The organism is Alsobacter ponti (assembly GCF_024294805.1).
GTDB lineage: Bacteria > Pseudomonadota > Alphaproteobacteria > Rhizobiales > Beijerinckiaceae > Alsobacter > Alsobacter ponti.
Genome location: NZ_JANCLU010000007.1, coordinates 84,691 through 103,679, shown reverse-complemented (window position 1 = coordinate 103,679; position 18,989 = coordinate 84,691). Strand labels below are relative to the sequence as shown.

Annotated in this window: 21 protein-coding genes; 14 read left to right on the top strand and 7 right to left on the bottom strand. The window is 69.8% G+C overall.

Annotated features, from left to right (window positions below; translation table 11 throughout):
- The 3 genes from rplS (at position 1) to NK718_RS09185 (ending at position 2,472) form a co-directional block, all read left to right on the top strand.
- Positions 1–387, top strand: a complete 387-nt coding sequence (gene rplS / locus NK718_RS09195; protein WP_254740860.1) for a 50S ribosomal protein L19 — start codon at positions 1–3, stop codon at positions 385–387.
- Between the two features lie 154 nt (positions 388–541).
- A complete protein-coding gene (leuC, locus tag NK718_RS09190) occupies positions 542–1,945 on the top strand; it encodes a 3-isopropylmalate dehydratase large subunit (RefSeq protein ID WP_254740858.1) in 1,404 nt (467 codons plus the stop codon).
- Between the two features lie 164 nt (positions 1,946–2,109).
- Positions 2,110–2,472 (top strand): CZB domain-containing protein, encoded by a 363-nt coding sequence (locus NK718_RS09185; RefSeq protein ID WP_254740856.1) that lies wholly within the window; start codon positions 2,110–2,112, stop codon positions 2,470–2,472.
- A 9-nt stretch (positions 2,473–2,481) separates the two neighbouring features.
- On the opposite strand, the gene NK718_RS09180 is transcribed toward NK718_RS09185, so the two are convergent.
- Positions 2,482–2,784 (bottom strand): hypothetical protein, encoded by a 303-nt coding sequence (locus NK718_RS09180; RefSeq protein WP_254740853.1) that lies wholly within the window; start codon positions 2,782–2,784, stop codon positions 2,482–2,484.
- Between the two features lie 145 nt (positions 2,785–2,929).
- Between NK718_RS09180 and NK718_RS09175 the strand changes: the two genes are divergently transcribed.
- The 4 genes from NK718_RS09175 (at position 2,930) to NK718_RS09160 (ending at position 5,591) form a co-directional block, all read left to right on the top strand.
- Positions 2,930–3,181 carry a hypothetical protein gene (locus tag NK718_RS09175; protein ID WP_254740851.1) on the top strand — a complete coding sequence of 84 codons (252 nt, stop codon included), beginning with the start codon at positions 2,930–2,932 and terminating at the stop codon, positions 3,179–3,181.
- Positions 3,182–3,188: 7 nt separating this feature from the next.
- Positions 3,189–3,620: a metallopeptidase family protein gene (locus tag NK718_RS09170; RefSeq protein ID WP_254740849.1), complete on the top strand. Its 432-nt coding sequence runs from the start codon at positions 3,189–3,191 to the stop codon at positions 3,618–3,620.
- Positions 3,621–3,711: 91 nt separating this feature from the next.
- Complete coding sequence (gene leuD / locus NK718_RS09165; protein ID WP_254740847.1) at positions 3,712–4,317, top strand: 3-isopropylmalate dehydratase small subunit; 606 nt, start codon at positions 3,712–3,714, stop codon at positions 4,315–4,317.
- Positions 4,318–4,409: 92 nt separating this feature from the next.
- Positions 4,410–5,591: a lytic murein transglycosylase gene (locus tag NK718_RS09160; protein WP_254740845.1), complete on the top strand. Its 1,182-nt coding sequence runs from the start codon at positions 4,410–4,412 to the stop codon at positions 5,589–5,591.
- Positions 5,592–5,597: 6 nt separating this feature from the next.
- Here NK718_RS09160 and NK718_RS09155 read toward each other — a convergent pair whose 3' ends face one another.
- Entirely contained in the window at positions 5,598–6,509 is a 912-nt protein-coding gene (locus tag NK718_RS09155; protein WP_254740843.1) for an HpcH/HpaI aldolase/citrate lyase family protein, read from the bottom strand.
- An 84-nt stretch (positions 6,510–6,593) separates the two neighbouring features.
- On the opposite strand from NK718_RS09155, the gene NK718_RS09150 reads away from it, so the two are divergent.
- The 3 genes from NK718_RS09150 (at position 6,594) to NK718_RS09140 (ending at position 9,058) form a co-directional block, all read left to right on the top strand.
- Complete coding sequence (locus NK718_RS09150) at positions 6,594–7,319, top strand: DUF429 domain-containing protein (RefSeq protein ID WP_254740841.1); 726 nt, start codon at positions 6,594–6,596, stop codon at positions 7,317–7,319.
- A 78-nt stretch (positions 7,320–7,397) separates the two neighbouring features.
- On the top strand, positions 7,398–8,369 hold the full coding sequence (locus NK718_RS09145; protein WP_254740839.1) for a threonine/serine dehydratase: 972 nt from the start codon (positions 7,398–7,400) through the stop codon (positions 8,367–8,369).
- Between the two features lie 14 nt (positions 8,370–8,383).
- Complete coding sequence (locus tag NK718_RS09140) at positions 8,384–9,058, top strand: carbonic anhydrase (RefSeq protein ID WP_254740837.1); 675 nt, start codon at positions 8,384–8,386, stop codon at positions 9,056–9,058.
- Between the two features lie 54 nt (positions 9,059–9,112).
- Here the strand turns inward: NK718_RS09140 and NK718_RS09135 are convergent, their stop codons facing one another.
- Positions 9,113–10,159 (bottom strand): aspartate-semialdehyde dehydrogenase, encoded by a 1,047-nt coding sequence (locus tag NK718_RS09135; protein WP_254740835.1) that lies wholly within the window; start codon positions 10,157–10,159, stop codon positions 9,113–9,115.
- 452 nt (positions 10,160–10,611) lie between these two features.
- Here NK718_RS09135 and NK718_RS09130 point away from each other — a divergent pair, with 452 nt between their 5' ends.
- On the top strand, positions 10,612–11,409 hold the full coding sequence (locus tag NK718_RS09130) for a hypothetical protein (RefSeq protein WP_254740833.1): 798 nt from the start codon (positions 10,612–10,614) through the stop codon (positions 11,407–11,409).
- 84 nt (positions 11,410–11,493) lie between these two features.
- Positions 11,494–11,826 carry a hypothetical protein gene (locus NK718_RS09125; RefSeq protein WP_254740831.1) on the top strand — a complete coding sequence of 111 codons (333 nt, stop codon included), beginning with the start codon at positions 11,494–11,496 and terminating at the stop codon, positions 11,824–11,826.
- 18 nt (positions 11,827–11,844) lie between these two features.
- Here the strand turns inward: NK718_RS09125 and leuB are convergent, their stop codons facing one another.
- The 3 genes from leuB to NK718_RS09110 form a co-directional block, all read right to left on the bottom strand.
- Positions 11,845–12,957, bottom strand: a complete 1,113-nt coding sequence (leuB, locus tag NK718_RS09120; protein ID WP_254740829.1) for a 3-isopropylmalate dehydrogenase — start codon at positions 12,955–12,957, stop codon at positions 11,845–11,847.
- Between the two features lie 109 nt (positions 12,958–13,066).
- The gene (locus NK718_RS09115) at positions 13,067–15,115 is read right to left on the bottom strand and encodes an ethylmalonyl-CoA mutase (protein WP_254740827.1); all 2,049 of its coding nucleotides are present in this window, start codon (positions 15,113–15,115) and stop codon (positions 13,067–13,069) included.
- Between the two features lie 97 nt (positions 15,116–15,212).
- Complete coding sequence (locus NK718_RS09110) at positions 15,213–15,518, bottom strand: hypothetical protein (RefSeq protein WP_254740825.1); 306 nt, start codon at positions 15,516–15,518, stop codon at positions 15,213–15,215.
- 191 nt (positions 15,519–15,709) lie between these two features.
- Here NK718_RS09110 and ccrA point away from each other — a divergent pair, with 191 nt between their 5' ends.
- Positions 15,710–16,987 carry a crotonyl-CoA carboxylase/reductase gene (gene ccrA, locus NK718_RS09105; protein WP_254741086.1) on the top strand — a complete coding sequence of 426 codons (1,278 nt, stop codon included), beginning with the start codon at positions 15,710–15,712 and terminating at the stop codon, positions 16,985–16,987.
- A 27-nt stretch (positions 16,988–17,014) separates the two neighbouring features.
- On the opposite strand, the gene NK718_RS09100 is transcribed toward ccrA, so the two are convergent.
- Positions 17,015–17,896: a YihY/virulence factor BrkB family protein gene (locus NK718_RS09100; protein ID WP_254740823.1), complete on the bottom strand. Its 882-nt coding sequence runs from the start codon at positions 17,894–17,896 to the stop codon at positions 17,015–17,017.
- Between the two features lie 208 nt (positions 17,897–18,104).
- Between NK718_RS09100 and NK718_RS09095 the strand changes: the two genes are divergently transcribed.
- Positions 18,105–18,977 (top strand): DMT family transporter, encoded by an 873-nt coding sequence (locus NK718_RS09095; protein ID WP_371877256.1) that lies wholly within the window; start codon positions 18,105–18,107, stop codon positions 18,975–18,977.
- Positions 18,978–18,989 lie beyond the last annotated feature (12 nt).

The following is an 18,989-nucleotide window of genomic DNA, read 5'->3' as shown; positions in this document are numbered from 1 at the left end:
ATGGATATCATTCAGCAGCTCGAGAAAGAGCAGGCCGAGAAGCTTATCGCGCGCCGCGCCATCCCGGACTTCCGTCCCGGCGACACCGTCCAGGTCAACGTGAAGGTGGTCGAAGGCGACCGCAGCCGCGTGCAGGCCTACGAGGGCGTCTGCATCGCCCGCAACGGCGGCGGCATCCAGGAGAGCTTCACCGTCCGCAAGATCAGCTACGGCGAGGGCGTGGAGCGCGTGTTCCCGATCTACTCGCCGATGATCGACTCGATCAAGGTCGTGCGCACGGGCAAGGTGCGGCGCGCCAAGCTGTATTACCTGCGCGACCGTCGCGGCAAGTCGGCCCGCATCGCCGAGCGCAAGGACGCGCCGAAGGGCGACAAGGCCGGCAAGTAAGCGCGCCGCGAGGCTTCGCGCCGGCATCGCCGGCGTCACGTCGAGCGCGGCCCATTGGGCCGCGTTTTCGTTTCCGCCCCCGCGAGCCCCTTCCGCGCCGCGGGCCGGGCGGTTAAATCATCCAGGCACACGTTCCGTCACAGCGAGCATCCCGATGGCGCCACGCACCCTCTACGACAAGATCTGGGACGACCATGTCGTCGACACGCAGCCGGACGGCACCTGCCTGCTCTACATCGACCGCCATCTCGTCCATGAGGTAACGAGCCCGCAGGCCTTCGAGGGGCTGCGCATGTCCGGCCGCAAGGTGCGCGCGCCGGGCAAGACGCTCGCCGTGGTCGACCACAACGTGCCCACCACCGACCGCTCGCACGGTATCGCCGACCCGGAGGCCGCGACGCAGGTGGCGGCGCTGGCCGAGAACGCCCGCGAGTTCGGCATCGAGTACTATAACGAGCTCGACCGTCGCCAGGGCATCGTCCACATCATCGGCCCCGAGCAGGGCTTCACCCTGCCCGGCACCACGATCGTGTGCGGCGACAGCCACACCTCCACGCACGGCGCGTTCGGCGCCCTGGCGCACGGCATCGGCACCAGCGAGGTCGAGCACGTGCTCGCCACGCAGACGCTGATCCAGAAAAAGGCCAGGAACATGCGCGTCACTGTCGACGGCCAGCTGCCGGCCGGCGTGACCGCCAAGGACATCATCCTCGCCATCATCGGCGAGATCGGTACGGCCGGCGGCACCGGCCACGTCATGGAGTACGCGGGCGAGGCGATCCGCGCTCTCTCCATGGAAGGCCGCATGACGGTCTGCAACATGTCCATCGAGGGCGGAGCGCGCGCCGGCCTGGTGGCCCCCGACGAGAAGACCTACGCCTACCTGAAGGATCGTCCCAAGACCCCGAAGGGCGCGGCCTGGGACGCGGCCCGCCGGTACTGGGACACGCTCGTGACCGACGAAGGCGCGGCCTTCGACCGCGAGGTGCGGCTCGACGCGGCCAACCTGCCGCCCATCGTCACCTGGGGCACGAGCCCCGAGGACGTCGCCTCGGTTTCCGGCTTCGTGCCGCGCCCCGAGGACGCGGCAAGCGAGCAGAAGAAGGCCGCCATCGCCCGCGCGCTCGACTATATGGGCCTGAAGGGCGGCGAGCGCATCCAGGACATCGCCGTCGACCGCGTGTTCATCGGCTCGTGCACCAACGGGCGCATCGAGGACCTGCGCGCCGTCGCCGGCATCGTCGCGGGCAAGACGGTCAACGCCAACGTCAACGCCATGATCGTTCCCGGCTCCGGCCTGGTGAAGGAACAGGCCGAGGCCGAGGGACTGGACAAGATCTTCAAGGCGGCCGGCTTCGACTGGCGTGAGCCGGGCTGCTCGATGTGCCTGGCCATGAACGCCGACAAGCTGGCGCCCGGAGAGCGCTGCGCCTCGACCTCGAACCGCAACTTCGAGGGCCGCCAGGGCTTCCGAGGCCGCACGCATCTCGTGTCGCCGATCATGGCCGCCGCCGCCGCGGTGGCGGGCCGTTTCGTCGACGTCCGCGAGTGGCGCTGAGCGCCGCTCCGAAATCTTCGCCTCCAACGACAAAAGCCCCCGGCTCGCGCCGGGGGCTTTCGCGTTTTCGCGTCAATCGCGCAGAACCGCAGTGATGCTATTTTAACGGATATCAAGGCATGTTACGGGCGTTTCAGCATCCCTTTTTGTGAAAGACGTTGCCCATGGTCAGCCAACAGGAAATCACCGCCGCGATCGGCGCTCACGGCCTGTGGAAGCGCCGCCTGCAATTCGCCATCGACGACGGCACGTCCTCGCAGTCGGTCGAAACCGCCTGCAAGGACAATCTGTGCCAGTTCGGCAAGTGGCTCTACAGCCCCGCGACCGCCTCGGCGCGTGGCTCCACGCACTACGAGAAGTGCCGCCGGCTGCACGCCGAGTTCCACGTCGCCACGGCCGACGTGCTGAAACTGGCGCTGGCCGGCGACAAGGTCGCCGCCCGGCGGGAGCTCAACGACGGGCGCTTCGCCCATATCTCCGCCGACCTCACCCGCGCGATGCAGGACTGGAAGAAGACCCTGGCCTGATCGCCGGCCTCACCAGCAGCGGCGGACGGGTTGCATGACCCAGCCGCCGCGCCACGGGCTCCAGCGGCGGTGGTAGACCGTCCGGCATCCGTGCCGCCACGGGCGATAGCCATAGTCGGAATGGTGGCGACGGTAGCCGTAGGCGCGGCCATAGGGCGGGCCGCCCCATTGCGCCTGGACCAGCGGCGCGGTCTCGATGGAGGGGCCTCGGGCCGCCGGCGCGGCGTCGGCGGGCGCGGCGGCCAGCAGGCCGGATCCGGCCAGCGCGGCGAACAGCGCGGTCCGGACGGGGGTCAGCCTGAACATGGTCATGGCGATTGCTCCTTCTGCCGGCCCTTCTCTTGCTCTTGCGGGCCGATGACGCACGTTCTACCGGTGGTCGGGTGAATGCCGGCCGAACCTTCCGTTCACCCGGCGTTCAATCTGTTTCCCGGGACGCGGCCGGCGGAGGCGAGCGGTGGACAAGCAGGGGCGGACGCCGGACGGCGACGAGCGCCAGCGCGAATCGCGCCGGATTCTCGACCGTGTCGCGGCCGAGTCGGAGTCGGTGGGCGCGTCGGCCCTGGCGCGAGCCGTCCGCCACCTCGCCGCAAGCGACGCCCCGCCGGAGGATCGCATCGAGGTGTGGGGACGCCGCATCGGCCGGACGCTCGGGCTCGTCTTCGCGATCTACCTCGTCGCGACCCTCGTCGAGCACTTCGCCCGGTGAGCCGCCAGTGACCGACAAGCGACAGACCCCTCCCGTCGACTGGGCCGCCGCCGCCGCTCCGTCGCTCGACGACCTCGAGCGCCTGGCGCAGGCCGCCTTCGCGCGGCTGCCGGAGCCGTTCCGCGCGCTGTGCGCCGACGTGATCATCCGCGTCGACGACTTCCCCGACGACGAGACCCTGGACGAGATGGGCTGCGAGACGGAGTTCGACCTTCTGGGCCTGTTTCGCGGCGTCGGCCTCGCGCAGGGCGGCTCGACGCCACGCACCGGCCAGTTGCCGAACATGATCTGGCTCTACCGCCGGCCGCTGCTCGACTACTGGGCCGATCACGACGAAACGCTCGGCCACCTCGTGACGCACGTGCTGGTGCACGAGATCGGCCATCACTTCGGCTTTTCGGACGAGGACATGGAAGCCATCGAAGCGGCCGCGGGCTGAGCGTCAAAGACCTACCATCGCCGCCCGTTTTGCTCTAAGAACCGCCCGGATGCGGGTGCGCGCGCCCGCCTGTCACGCTCCGGAAACGATCATGCAGCCCTTCACCACTCTCACCGGCGTCGCCGCACCGCTCGAGCTGATGAATGTCGACACCGACATGATCATCCCGAAGCAGTACCTCAAGACGATCAAGCGCACCGGTCTCGCCACCGGGCTGTTCGCCGAGCAGCGTTTCCGCGAGGACGGGTCCGAGAACCCGGACTTCGTGCTGAACCAGCCGGCCTACCGCAAGGCGCAGATCCTGGTCGCGGGCGACAATTTCGGCTGCGGCTCGTCGCGCGAACACGCGCCGTGGGCGCTGCTCGACTTCGGCATTCGCTGCGTGATCTCGACGTCGTTCGCGGACATTTTCTACAACAACTGCTTCAAGAACGGCATCCTGCCGGTCACCGTGTCGCAGGAAGACCTCGACAAGCTGTTCGACGACGCCCGCCGCGGCGCCAACGCCACGCTGACGGTCGATCTCGAGGCCCAGGAAATCCGCGGCCCGGACGGCGGCGTCGTGACGTTCGAGATCGACGCGTTCCGCAAGCATTGCCTGCTGAACGGGCTGGACGACATCGGCCTCACCATGGTCAAGGCGCCGGCCATCGACACCTACGAGAGCAAGGCGGCGGCGTCCCGCCCCTGGCTGTGACCTGACGGGCGGTCCGCCCGGGCGGGCCGCACCCGTTTCGCGAGCGACATCCACGATTCACGCGACGCGCGGCCTCCTGTAGCATCGGGGCCATGCTGCGAATCGTCCTCCCGGCCATGCTGCTGCTGGCCGCCGCCCCCGCCGTCGCGCAATCGGACTTCCGCGCCTGCCTCTCGGGCCTGCGCGGGAGCGTGACCGCCAAGGGCGTCTCGACCGCAACCTTCGATGCGGCGACGCGCGGGCTGGAGCCCGACATGAAGGTGGTCGAGTTCCTCAACGACCAGCCCGAGTTCAAGACTCCGATCTGGGACTACCTGGCCGCCCTCGTCGACGAGGAGCGCGTCGCCGACGGAAAGGCGATGCTGCGCCAGTGGTCGTCGGCGCTCGCCGCGGCCGAGCAGCGCTTCGGCGTCGACCGCTACACGATCGTGGCGGTGTGGGGCGTCGAATCCGACTTCGGCAAGGCCATCGGCAAGCGGCCGCTGGTGCAATCGCTGGCGACGCTCTCCTGCTACGGGCGGCGGCAGGCCTATTTCCGCACCGAGTTCGCCGCGACGATGACGATCCTGGAACGCGGCGACGTCGATCCCGGGCACCTCACCGGCTCCTGGGCGGGCGCGTTCGGCCACACGCAGTTCATGCCGTCGACCTTCCTGCGGCTCGCGGTCGACAATGACGGAGACGGACGGCGCGACGTGGTCGATTCGGTGCCGGACGCGCTCGGCTCCACGGCGAACTACCTCGCCCGCTCGGGCTGGACGAAAGGCGGCACGTGGGGCTTCGAGGTGCGGCTGCCGCCGGGGTTCAACGCCTCGCTCGTCGGCCGCGGCAAGAAACGCGGCTTCGACCAGTGGGCCAAGCTCGGCGTGCGGCGCGCCGACGGCCGCGCCATGCCGGAGGGCGGCGCCGCCGGGCTGATCGCCCCGGCGGGCCTCTCCGGCCCCGCCTTCCTCGTCACCCGCAACTTCGACGCCATCTACGCCTACAACGCCGCCGAGAGCTACGCGCTGGCCATCGCCCATCTGTCCGATCGGCTGCGTGGAGGCGGGCCCTTCGTGACGCCGTGGCCGACCAACGACCGCGGCCTCTCCCGCGCGGAGCGGCGCGAGCTGCAGGCCCTGTTATTGCGCAAAGGCTACGACATCGGCGCGCCGGACGGCGCCATCGGCACGAAGACGCGCCAGGCCATCGCCGACGTGCAGCGCCAGCTCGGGGCCGAGCAGGACGGACGGGCGTCGCTGTCGGTGCTCACGGCCCTGCGCGGCGGCCGCTGAGGCTCCTCAGCCCAGGCGGGAGATGGCGTCGGCGATCGCCACGGTGCGGCGTCCGATATCGGCGTGCAGGCGCTCCACCATGCGGCCGTCGAGCTGGAGAGCGCCCTTGTCGCGGTTCTCCGGCATCGCGAACAGGTCAATGACCGCGCGGGCGCGCGCCACCTCCTCGGCGGACGGCGCGAACACCTCGTTGGCGACGGCGAGCTGGCTTGGATGGATCAGCGTCTTGCCGTCGAACCCGAAGTCGCGCCCCTGCTCGCACTCGGCGCGGAACCCGGCTTCGTCGGAGATGGCGTTGAACACGCCGTCGATGATGTCGAGCCCATGCGCCCGCGCCGCCGCGAGGCAGGCCTGCAGCCAGGGGACGAACGCGGCGCGTCCGGGGGTCAGGCGGGCGCGGGTTTCCTTGGCGAGGTCGTTGGTGCCCATCACGAAGCATTCGAGCCGATTGGCCGGATCGGCCGCCGCGGTGCCGATGGCGGCGGCGTTCAGCATGGCGAGCGGCGTCTCCATCATCGCCCACAGCCGCGTCCGCGAGGGTGTCTCGGTGAGCGCCATCGAGGACGCCGCCCGCGAGATGTGGGCCGGGGAGGAAACCTTCGGCACCAGGATCGCGTCCGGGCCGGCGGGACAGATGGCGGCGAAGTCGTCCGCCCCCCACGGCGTGTCGAGGCCGTTGACCCGCACCACGACTTCGCGCGGACCGAAGCCGCCGGCGTGGACCGCCGCCGCGACCTGCTCCCGCGCCAGCGCCTTGGCCTCGGGGGCCACCGCGTCCTCGAGATCGAGGATCAGCACGTCCGCCGCCAGCGTGCGCGCCTTTTCCAGCGCGCGGGCGTTCGATCCAGGCATGTAGAGGGCGGAGCGGCGGGGTCGGATCATGCGGAGCGTGCTGGACATGGTCTGGGGCTGCGCCATTCTGTCTGTCGTTGTTGTTGCGGCGCAGCATAGACCGAACCTTACCGCCGCGCCATCATCGACCAACGGCGGAGGACACGGGTGATGGACTGGGTCGCCGGGGTGGACGGATGCCCCGCCGGATGGATCGTCGCGCTGGCTCGCCTCGACGGGGCGGCCGAGCCCCGGATCGCCGTGGTCCCGACTTTCGCCGACGTTCTCGCCGCCGCGCCATCGTGCGCGGCGATCGCCGTCGACATGCCGATCGGCCTGCCGGAGCGCATCGGGCCGGGAGGCCGGGGGCCGGAACGCGCCCTGCGGCCGCTGCTCGGCGCGCGCCAGAGCTCGGTGTTCGCCGTGCCGTCCCGACGGGCCGTGTTCGAGGCCGACTATCGCGCCGCATGCGCGGCGGCGCTGGCCACCTCCGACCCGCCGCGCATGGTGTCCAAGCAGTGCTACTTCCTGTTCCCGAAGATCCGGGAGGTCGACACGGCGCTGCGCGCCGACCCCACCCTCCCTGCCCGGCTGTTCGAGAGCCACCCCGAAGGCGTGTTCATGATGCTGAACGGCGGCCCGCTCGCTCACCCCAAAAAGGTGAAGTCGCGCCCCTTCGCCGAGGGCCTCGCCGAACGGCGGGCGCTGCTGGCGCGGGCAGGGTTGCCGCCGGGGCTGCTCGCCGCGCCGCCCCCGCGCGGGGCTGGGCCGGACGACCTGCTCGACGCCTTCGCCTGCGCCGTCGCCGCGCGACGCATCGCGCGCGGCGAGGCCAGGCGCTTCCCCGACAACCCGGAACGTGACGCGCACGGCCTGCCGATGGTCATTCACGCCTGAAAACGCGCCTCGCCGCGCGTGACACGCCGCGACGACGGGCCTAGAAGTCGATCCGCACCCGGAACCCCGCGGAGCCCCATGCCCGTCCAAGCCTCTCCCGCCGAAGCCCTTCCCGTCACGCGCGCCGACATCGAGGCCGCGCACGCTCGCATCCGCGACCATGTCCGCCGCACGCCCTTGCTGCGGGCCGACGCCGACCTCGCGCCCGGCTGCGCCGTCACCTTCAAGCTCGAGCTGATGCAGCACGCCGGGTCCTTCAAGACGCGGGGAGCCTTCAACAACCTGCTGTCGCGCGAGGTGCCCGCGGCAGGCGTCACGGCCGCCTCGGGCGGCAATCACGGCGTCGCCACGGCCCTGGCGGCAAGCCGGCTCGGCCACCGCGCCCGCATCTTCGTCCCCGAGATCGCGTCCAAGGTGAAGATCGCCGCCATCCGCGCCCAGGGGGCGGAGGTGGCGATCGGCGGGGCGCGCTACGCCGACGCCCAGGCCGCCTGCGACCTGCATGCGCAGTCGAGCGGCGCGCTCATCGTCCATCCGTTCGACTCGACGGCCACGGTCGCCGGGCAGGGCGTCGTGGCGAAGGAGTGGGAGGAGGACCAGGCGGCGCTCGGCCTCGGCGCGCTGGACACGGTCCTCATCGCCGTGGGCGGCGGCGGGCTGGTCGCCGGCGTGGCGGCCTGGTGGGCCGGGCGCGTCAACGTCGTCGGCGTCGAGCCGGAAGGCTCGCGGTGCCTCGACGCGGCGCTGGTGGCCGGCGAGCCGGTCGACGTTCCGGTCGAGTCGATCGCCGCCGATTCGCTTGGGGCACGCCGGGTCGGCCAGATTCCCTTCCAGGTGGCGCGGCGCGCCGTCGACCATGTCGCGCTGGTGGCGGACGACGCCATCCGCTCGGCGCAGCTCCTGCTGTGGCGCGACTACCGCATCGCCAGCGAGCCCGGCGGAGCGGCGGCGCTGGCGGCGCTCCTCTCCGGCCGCTACCGGCCGCAAGCCGGCGAACGAGTCGGCGTGTTGCTGTGCGGGGGCAATGTCGACCCCGCGACCCTGGCCTGAAGCGAGGACCCTCCATGTTTCCAGACCGTTTGCGCGAGGGCTACAAGGCTTTTCTCGGAGATCGTTTTCCGCGCGAGCAATTCCGTTTCGAGGAATTGGCCGCCGCCGGCCAGCAGCCGGAGACGATGATCATTGGCTGCTGCGACAGCCGCGTGTCGCCCGAGGTGATCTTCGATGCGCGGCCCGGCGAGCTCTTCGTGGTGCGCAACGTCGCCAACATGGTGCCGCCCTTCGAGACCCAGGGCGTCTTCCACGGTACCTCCGCCGCGCTGGAGTTCGCGGTCCAGGCGCTCAAGGTGAAGCACATCGTCGTGCTCGGCCACGGCCGCTGCGGCGGCGTGCGCGCCTTCGCCTCCGAGGGCGAGCCGCTGTCGCCGGGCGACTTCATCGGCAAATGGATGACGCTGATCGCGCCCGCCGCCGAAAAGGCGGGTCCGCGAGACGGCCAGCCGCTGGGCGACTTCGTGGAGAAGCTCGCGATGATCTCCGTGGCGCAGAGCCTGGAGAACCTGATGACCTTCCCGTGCATCCGGATTCTGGTCGAGAAGGGACGCCTTGAGCTGCATGGCGCCTATTTCGACGTGACGACGGGCGTGCTGTCGCTGCGCGACCCCCATACCGGCCTGTTCACGCCGGCCGAGCCCGAGGTCCGCGCCCGCGTCTCGATGTTCCGCGCCGACGGGCCCTGACACGAAAAGGGCGGGCCTCGCGGCCCGCCCTGTTGGGGAGTTCCGGCTGCCGGCTCAGGCGGCCTGCTGCTTCGGAAGCAGCAGCTTGCGGTTGATCAGAGCCTCGGCGATCTGAATGGCGTTGAGCGCAGCGCCCTTGCGCAGATTGTCGGACACGCACCAGAAGGCGAGGCCGTTCTCGACGGTGATGTCCTCGCGGATGCGCGAAATGTAGGTCGCGTCCTCGCCCGCCGCCTCGTGCGGGGTGATGTAGCCGCCGGGCTCGCGCTTGTCGACGACGAGACAGCCCGGCGCGGAGCGCAGGATGTCGCGCGCCTCGTCGGCGCTGAGCGGCTGTTCGAACTCGACGTTGACCGCCTCCGAGTGGGAGATGAAGACCGGCACGCGAACGCAGGTGGCGGTGAGCTTGATCTTCGGGTCGAGAATCTTCTTCGTCTCGACGTTCATCTTCCACTCTTCCTTCGTGTACCCGTCCTCCATGAACACGTCGATGTGGGGGATCAGGTTGAAGGCGATGCGCTTGGGAAACTTCTTCGCCTCGACGTCGCGCAGCGAGTAAAGCGCCTTGGTCTGGCGGTCGAGCTCGTCCATGCCGTCCTTGCCCGCGCCGGACACCGACTGGTAGGTCGACACCACGACGCGCTTGATCGTGGCGCGGTCGTGCAGCGGCTTCAGGGCGACGACGAGCTGCGCCGTCGAGCAGTTCGGGTTGGCGATGATGTTGCGGCGGTTCGGGTTCGCCATGTACTCGGCCAGCACATGGGCGTTCACCTCCGGCACCACCAGCGGCACGTCGGAGTCGTAGCGGAAGCACGACGAGTTATCGATGACCATGCAGCCCTGCGCACCGATGCGCGGGCCCCACTCCTTGGCCACCGCCGACCCGGCGGACATCAGGCAGATGTCCGTGCCCGAGAAATCGTAGTGGTCGAGCGCCTTGGACTTCAGCGTGCGGTCGCCGTAGGAGATCTCGGTCCCCTGGCTGCGCGTCGAGGCAAGCGCGACGACTTCATCGGCGGGGAAAGCGCGCTCGGCGAGGATGTCGAGCATGGCGCGCCCCACATTCCCCGTGGCGCCAACGACGGCGACCTTGAAACCCATGGCTGTCATTCCTGTCTGTGCGGTGCCTCCCCCGGGAACCAGACCCGCGGCGTCGCGGGGCCCTTCATCCCCCGCCGGGGGAGATCCGGAGCGAGGACAAGCGTCAGCGCGTCGCGCCGCCTTTGGCGGCGGACGTTTTCGTCGTCGTCGTTTTGGTCGACGCAGCGAAAGACATCGCGAGACCCAATCCTCGGCACATGCCGATGTGGCCAGTGAGAAACACGGGAAAGGCCGGAAAGTCAATCAGGGCCTTCGGCCAGCGCCGGGCGGCCGCGCCCACGCTTGGCCACGGGGCGTTAACCGCGTCGCCTAACCCCTCGTTGACTCTGCCGACCGATCGCAAGCCCTTGGTAAGAATCGACTTAATCCCTTCGCGCAAATTGCCCCCGTTGCGCCGACGCGCAGCCGGGCGTCGCCGACCTCCGCCCGACGCCCCGACGCGGAGAGGGAGCATGGTCGATCACACCGCGGGAGAGTTCAGGCCGAAGCGGGCGCGCGACGCCCTGCTCTCGCTGCCCCGTTCCTACCGCGAGGAAACCGAGGAGGCCGCGGCCCCCTCGCCGCTGCGCTACGCGGCCGGCCTCGCCGGCCTGCTGCTGCTGGCCTGGTTGACGCTGCCCGCGCTGCTCACCTCCGGACGCGCGCCGTCCGCCGGCGACGACGCCGCGCCCGCCCTGCCGGCACCGGCCTGGCAGCCGGCCGGAACGCCGCCGAACTTCCTACTCGAGTCACCCCTGTTCCCACGCGAGGCCATCTCCGTCGAGTCCCGCCGGCATCAGCCCGGCGGCGGGCGCGAGGACGTGTTCACGGCCGCTACGCCGGTCGCCGGAGGCGCGTTCGCGCGGATCGTCGTGTATCGGCCGGGAGACGAGCCCCGGCGGGAGGGCTCCTTCTTTCTCGCCATGGCGCGGCTCGCGGCTCAGGCCGGCTACGCCGTCACGCGCACGGAAATCCCGGCGGGGCTGATGACGCGCCTGGGCGCGGCCGAGGCGTCCGAGACGGAATTCCTCGTCGACGGCCAGCCCCGCGCCTGCCTCGGCTTCCGCCTCGACATGGACGGGGCCGGGCTGAACGTCTCGGGCTGGCTTTGCGGGGCGGGCGCGCGGACCGACCGGACGCAGCTCGCCTGCCTCATCGACGGCCTCGACCTCGCCCCCGGCGTCGCCGACCTCGTGATGCGCGCCGCCTTCGCCGGCAAGTCGAACGCCTGCCCGGCCAAGCCTCAGGCCGCCCCGCGCCGCGGCGTTTGACGCAAAACGCAAAGCTGCCGCTGCAAAGTTGTGAAAGGATCACCATATCAAGCTCAAGGGGCGTGAACCCGAGCGAGGTGTGTGATGACGCGTCAAATGATGACGGCGGCGTTGATCGCCGCCACGGCCACCCTGGTCTCCCTGACGCCGGCCGACGCGCAGTCGTCCGGGCGGAAGGCCAACGAGATCACCGTGACCCGCCGATCCTATTTCGACGCCGGGACGATGGTGCGGCCCGGCTCCACCGGCGCCACGAACTACGTCGCGGTCGGCACGACGCTTGCGACGCCGGCCTACTCCAACATCGCGACGCGCTACGGCGCTGAGACGCTCCCGCAGCGTTTCGACCTGCCGAACTGCTGCGGCGTCACGGTGGACTTCGTCGCGCCCTTCGGGGGCTACGGCAGCGGGCGCTGAGCCCGCCGCCGGGGACGATCAGCGCGCGAGCGCCTGCATTTCCTTGACAATCGCCGCGCCCATTTCGCCAGTGCCGACGGCGTTCTGGCCTGCGGCGGCGATGTCCTTGGTGCGCAGGCCCTGGGCGAGCACGTTGGCGATGGCCGTCTCGACGAGGTCGGCCGCCTCGAGAAGGCCGAACGAGTAGCGCAGCGACATGGCGAACGAGCCGATCATGGCGATCGGATTGGCGAGGCCCTTGCCGGCGATGTCGGGGGCGGAGCCGTGCACCGGCTCGTAGAGCGCCTTGCGCTTGCCGGTCGCAGGATCCTCCGCGCCGAGCGAGGCCGAGGGCAGCATGCCGAGCGAGCCGGTCAGCATGGCGGCGATGTCGGAGAGGATGTCGCCGAACAGGTTGTCGGTGACGATGACGTCGAACTGCTTGGGCCAGCGCACGAGCTGCATGGCGAGCGCGTCGGCGAGCTGGTGCTCCAGCTCGACGTCGCCGAACTCGGCCTTGTGCAGCGCCGACGTCACCTGGTTCCACAGCACGCCGGACTTCATGACGTTGCGCTTCTCGGAGGACGTCACCTTGTTGCGGCGCTTGCGGGCGAGCTCGAAGGCCACCCGCCCGATGCGCTCGATCTCGTGCGTCGTGTAGACCTGCGTGTCGACGCCGCGCTTCTCGCCGTTCTCCAGCGTGACGATCTCCTTCGGCTCGCCGAAATAGACGCCGCCGGTCAGCTCGCGCACGATGACGATGTCCAGGCCCTCGACAACCTCGCGCTTCAGCGAGGAGGCATCGGCGAGCGCCGGGTAGCAGATCGCCGGGCGCAGATTGGCGAACAGGCCGAGATCCTTGCGCAGCCGCAGCAGGCCCGCCTCGGGCCGCGCGTCATAGGGCACGGCGTCCCATTTCGGCCCACCGACCGCGCCGAACAGCACCGCGTCGGCGGCCTGGGCGCGCGCCATCGCCGCGTCGGTGATCGACACCTTGTGCGCGTCGTAGCACGCGCCGCCGACGAGGTCGGTCTCGGTCTCGAAGCGGGCGACGCCCTGCTTGTCGAGGAAGTCGACGACCTTGCCGACTTCCGCCATCACCTCCGGGCCGATGCCGTCGCCCGGAAGCATGAGTACATTGAACGACGCCATGAGGTCCCCCCGGGCGGACTGAAGTGTTGAGCCGGGGAGGTGTAGGGGCGGAGGCGGCGACTTGGCAAGGGGCTCGGCCCAGAAAGGCGGCCCCGGGCGGCCGCGCCGTTCAGGCGCGCCGCGCGGCGGCGCCCTTCGCCCGGGCCCGCCCGGCCGCCGGCTTCGTCTCCGGCGGCGGCGCGCCGGCCGCCTTGTCGACGATGCGCACGATGTCGGCCATGATGGCGTCGAGCGCGTAGTCCTTCGGCGTGTAGACCGCCGCCACGCCCATGTTGCGCAGCGCCAGCTCGTCGTCGGGCGGCACGATGCCGCCGACCACGACCGGGATGTGGCCCAGGCCCTCGAGCCGCATGCGGGCCGTCACCTCGCGCACCAGCGGCACGTGCGAGCCCGACAGCACCGACAGGCCGACGACGTGCGCCCCGGTCGCCCGCGCCTTCTCGACGATTTCGGCCGGCGTCTGGCGGATGCCGTCATAGGTGACGTCGAACCCGACGTCGCGGGCGCGAAGCGAGATCTGCTCGGCGCCGTTGGAGTGCCCGTCGAGCCCGGGCTTCCCGACGGTCAGGCGCGGCTGCTCGCCCAGCCTGGCGGCGAGCTCGGCCACCATCAGCCTCACCTCGCGGTCGGCCGCCTCGGTGCGCGTTTCGGGCGTCACGCCGGTCGGCGCGCGGTACTGCCCGAAGATCTCGCGCAACGCCTCGCCCCATTCGCCGGTCGTCACCCCGGCCTTGGCGCAGGCGATGGAGGGCTCCATCACATTGCCGCCCTCGCGCGCCGCGGTGCGTAGCGCCTCCAGCGCGGCGGCCGCCGCGCGGCCGTCGCGCGCTTCGCGCCAGGCGCGGATTTTCGCGATCGCGTCGGTCTCGACCTGTTCCGGCACGGTGAGCACGGAGCCCTCGCCGGCGGTGAGCGGCGAAGGCTCGGTCTCGCGCCAGCGATTGACGCCCACCACCACCTGCCCGCCGCTCTCGATGCCCGCGATGCGGCGCGCGTTGGATTCGACGAGCGCGCGCTTCATGTAGCCGCTTTCGACAGCCGGGATGGCGCCGCCCATCGCCTCGATGACGGCCAGCTCGGCCCGCGCGGCCGCCTTCAGCTCGTCGACCTTGCGCTGTACCTCGCGCGATCCGTCGAACAGGTCGCCATATTCGAGCAGATCCGTCTCGTAGGCCATGACCTGCTGCATGCGCAGCGACCATTGCTGGTCCCACGGCCTCGGCAGGCCGAGCGCCTCGTTCCAGGCCGGCAGCTGCACGGCGCGGGCGCGGGCGTTCCGGGACAGCACGACGGCCAGCATCTCGATGAGGATGCGGTAGACGTTGTTCTCGGGCTGCTGCTCGGTGAGGCCGAGCGAATTGACCTGCACGCCGTAGCGGAAGCGGCGATGGCGCGCGTCCGTCACCCCGTAGCGCTCCAGCGTCAGCTCGTCCCACAGCTCGCAGAATGCGCGCATCTTGCACAGCTCGGTGACGAACCGCATGCCGGCGTTGACGAAGAACGAGACACGGCCGACCACCTCGCCGAACGCCGCGTCCGAGAACACGCCTGAGGCCTTCACCGTGTCGAGCACCGCGATGGCGGTCGCCAGCGCGTAGGCGAGCTCCTGCGTCGGCGTCGCGCCTGCCTCCTGCAGGTGGTAGGAGCAGACGTTGGTGGGGTTCCACTTCGGCATCTGCGCGGTCGTGAACAGGATCACGTCCTTGACCAGGCGCATCGAGTGCGCCGGCGGGAACACGTAGGTGCCGCGCGAGAGATATTCCTTGATGATGTCGTTTTGCGTGGTGCCCTGCAGCGCCGCGCGCGGCGCGCCCTGCTCGTCCGCGACCGCGGCGTAGAGCGCCAGCAGCCAAGCGGCCGTGGCGTTGATCGTCATCGAGGTGTTCATCTCGGCGAGCGGGATGTCCCGGAACAGGGCCCGCATATCGCCGACATGGGCGATCGAGACGCCCACCTTGCCGACTTCGCCGCGCGCCAGCGCGTGGTCGGGGTCGTAGCCGGTCTGCGTCGGCAGGTCGAACGCCACCGACAGGCCCGTCTGCCCCTTGGCGAGATTGTTGCGGTAGAGCCGATTGGACTCCTCGGCGGTGGAGTGTCCCGCGTAGGTGCGGAAAATCCAGGGCTTGTCCGATGGGGGACGAGGCTGGTCGAGGCTCATCAAGCGGTCTCCGGCGGCGCGTCAGGCATGATGCTGCATTGCATCATCCTGCGGCAAGCCGGTCGTCGTGTCTCTCCGTCTAAGGACGATGCCGACGTCAGCTCATCGCCCGCCGCACGCCGGCGCAGGCGAAGACGCAGCCGAAGGCCGCGGCGGCGGCGATGCCGATGACCATCACGGCGTTCGTCGTCATCAGGGAGACGTTGAGATTCCAGGCGATGAGCCCGATCGTCATGCCGATGAAGCAGAGGAAGGCGTTGCCGAACAGGCCGAAGCCGAGCTCGTCCAGCACGGCGTCGCAAACCCAGCCGGCGATGAGGCTGGAACAGGCGATGACGAAGAGGATCCAGCCGAGCGTCTCGGCTGAATACAGACCTAGACCGAGGTAGCGGATGACCGACATGTGTCCGTGCTCCTCAACCCTTTGCAAGCCCTGGTTGTAGCTCCCCGCCGCAGATTGCCCCCGGCCGACGCAAGGAAGCGTTAAGGAATTCGCTCGAATGCGAGCGATTTCGCACAGTCGGCAAATCGCTCTTGGATCAATTGCGCACTGCAACATGACGCGTAATAATCCTCGCCGTCGCCAAGGGAGGACTGTTCGTGTCTGCTGCGCCCGCCGCTTCCGCCAAGCCGCTGAAGGACCTCTACGACATCGGCGAGATCCCGCCGATGGGCCACGTGCCGGAAAAAATGTGGGCCTGGGCGATCCGCAAGGATCGGCACGGCCCGCCGGAGGACGCCATGCAGCTCGAGGCGATCCCCACCTGGAGCATCGGCGACGACGAGGTGCTGGTGCTCGTGATGGCCGCCGGCGTCAACTACAACGGCGTCTGGGCGGCGCTGGGCCAGCCCGTCTCTCCGTTCGACGGCCACAAGCAGCCCGTCCACGTGGCCGGTTCCGACGCGGCCGGCATCGTCTGGGCCGTCGGCCGGAAGGTGAAGCGCTGGAAGGTCGGCGACGAGGTCATCGTCCACTGCAACCAGGACGACGGGGACGACGAGGAGTGCAACGGCGGCGACCCGATGTTCTCGCCGAGCCAGCGCATCTGGGGCTATGAGACGCCCGACGGCTCGTTCGGGCAGTTCTGCCGCGTGCAGTCGCGCCAGCTCATGAAGCGACCGCAGCACCTGACCTGGGAGGAGAGCGCCTGCTACACGCTGACGCTCGCCACTGCGTATCGCATGCTGTTCGGCCACCAGCCCCACACGGTGCGGCCGGGCGACAACGTGCTCGTCTGGGGCGCCTCCGGTGGCCTGGGCGTGTTCGGCGTGCAGCTCTGCGCGGCGGCCGGCGCCAACGCCATCGGCATCATCTCGGACGAATCCAAGCGCGACTACGTGCTCGGCCTCGGCGCCAAGGGCGTTATCAACCGCAAGGACTTCAACTGCTGGGGCCAGCTGCCGAAGGTGAACTCGCCCGAGTTCAACGCCTTCATGGTGGAGGCCCGCAAGTTCGGCAAGGCGATCTGGGACGTCACCGGGCGCAAGGACGTCGACATCGTCTTCGAGCACCCGGGCGAACAGACCTTCCCCGTTTCGACCTTCGTGGTGAAGCGCGGCGGCATGGTCGTGTTCTGCGCCGGAACCACCGGCTTCAACCTGACCTTCGACGCGCGCTTCGTCTGGATGCGGCAAAAGCGCATCCAGGGCTCGCACTTCGCCCATCTGAAGCAGGCGGCGGCCGCCAACCAGTTCGTGCTGGATCGCCGCGTCGACCCGTGCATGAGCGAGGTGTTCCCCTGGGACAAGATCCCGGTGGCGCACACCAAGATGTGGAAGAACCAGCACGCGCCGGGCAACATGGCCGTGCTGGTCAATGCGCCACGCACCGGGCTGCGCTCCTTCGACGACGTGATCGAGGCCCAGCGCTGACGCGTCCCCGCCGGACGGCGGGAGGGCTCAGGCCTTCTCCGCCGTCTTCTGCGCGTCGCGTTTCATTTTGCGCCGGTGCATCATCACGGCGTTGAACTCGCCGCCGAAGATGAAGGTCGCGGCGATCGCGTACAGGAAGACGAGCGCGATCATCACCGAGGCGAGACCCGCGTAGGTGGTGACGTAGGCCTGCCCGGCCCTGCCCAGATAGGCCGCGAAAGCCAGCGCATAGCCGAGCCACAGCACCACCGTCAGGAGCACGCCGGGCATCACGTCCTCCAGCTTGCGCGTGCCGCACGGCAGCCATTTGTGGACGATGGTGAGCGCCACGACGATGACCAACGTCGCCACGACCAGCCGCAACACCGTCACCGTGCTGGAGAACGGCAGGAACCCCGGCCGGTAGTCCGTCAGCGCGTTCCAGAAGAACGGGCCGAGCACCACCAGCACCGAGAGCGCCAGGATGGCGATCGCGGCGACCACGACATAGGCGATCGATTCCAGCCGCGTCAGCCACCAGGCGCGCAGCTCCTTCAGCCCGTAGGCGCGATTGAGCGCGATGCGCAGCGCCTCGATGCCGTTCGACGAGAAATACAGCGCCAGCGCCGCGCCGACCGTCAGCACGTCGCTGCGCGTGCGGGTCAAGACGCTTCGGACCTCGCGGGTGATGGGTTCGGCCACCTGCTTAGGCCACGCCTCCAGGATGATGTCGGCGGCCGCGTCGCCCAGGTTCTGCGTGCCGAACGTCGCCGCCAGCGCGGTAACGAAGATGAGGAACGGGAACAGCGACATCAGCGCCGAGAGCGCGATGTGCGAGGCGATCGCCCAGCCGTCGTCGTCCACGAGCCGCCAGTAGGCGTCCCAGAACAGGCGCGGAAGCTTCAACAGCGAGCGAAGCGCACCCGGCATCGAATCGACCCGTGGAGGTGAAGGGGAGGCGGCTCGATCTGTGTTAGACATCCACGGTCCCGAACGTCAACGGCGCGGGGTCGCGCCACAACCGGCGGGCGGACCACGCCGCCTCGAACGCCGTTCGGCTCGACCGCGACAACGCCTTGCTTTATCAGGCGTTCCGTCGCATTCCCCCGCCGGCGGACCCTTCAAGATGACCTCGCCCCTGCTGCTGCGCGCCGCGCCGCTCGTTTTCGTGCTCATCTGGTCGACCGGCTGGATCTCGGCGCGCTTCGCAGCGCCTTTCGCGGACCCGCTGACCTTTCTCGCCGTGCGCTACGCGCTGGCCGGCGCGCTGTTGACCGGCGTCGCCGTCGCGACGGGAGCCTCTTGGCCGGCGAGGCGCGCCGACTGGGGCCACGCCTTGCTGACGGGCGTGCTCCTTCACGCCATCTATCTGGGCGGGGTCTGGTGGGCGATCCGCCACGGCCTGCCCGCCGGCATCTCCGGCCTGATCGCGGCGGTTCAGCCCATCCTCACGGCCCTGCTCGCGCCCCTGCTCATCGGCGAACGCATTTCGCGGCGGCGCTGGGCGGGCATCCTGCTCGGCTTCGCGGGCATCGCGCTGGTTCTGCAGCCGCAGCTCGCCTCCATTCCTGCGGACGCCATGGGCGCGACGCTCTGGCCCATGCTGGTGAACGTGGTCGCCATGATCTCGGTGACGCTTGGCACGTTCCACCAGAAGCGGTTCATCCCGACCGGGGACCTGCGCACGGTGACAGTGCTGCAATACGCCGGCGCGTTTCTGGCCACCCTGCCGGTCGCGCTCATGACCGAGGCCATGCGCATCGACTGGAACGTCACCGTCATCGCGACGATGGCATGGTCGGTGCTCGCCCTGTCGATCGGCGCGATCTGGCTGCTGCTGATGCTGATCCGCCAAGGGGCGGTGTCGCGCGCCGCGACGCTGATCTACCTCGTGCCGCCCACGGTGGCCGTGGAGGCCTTCCTGCTCTTCGGCGAGACCATGTCGCTCGTGCAGGTGGTCGGCATGGCGGTGACCGCCGCCGGCGTGGCCCTGGCGACCCGCCGCCATTGAGGCTTCGTACGG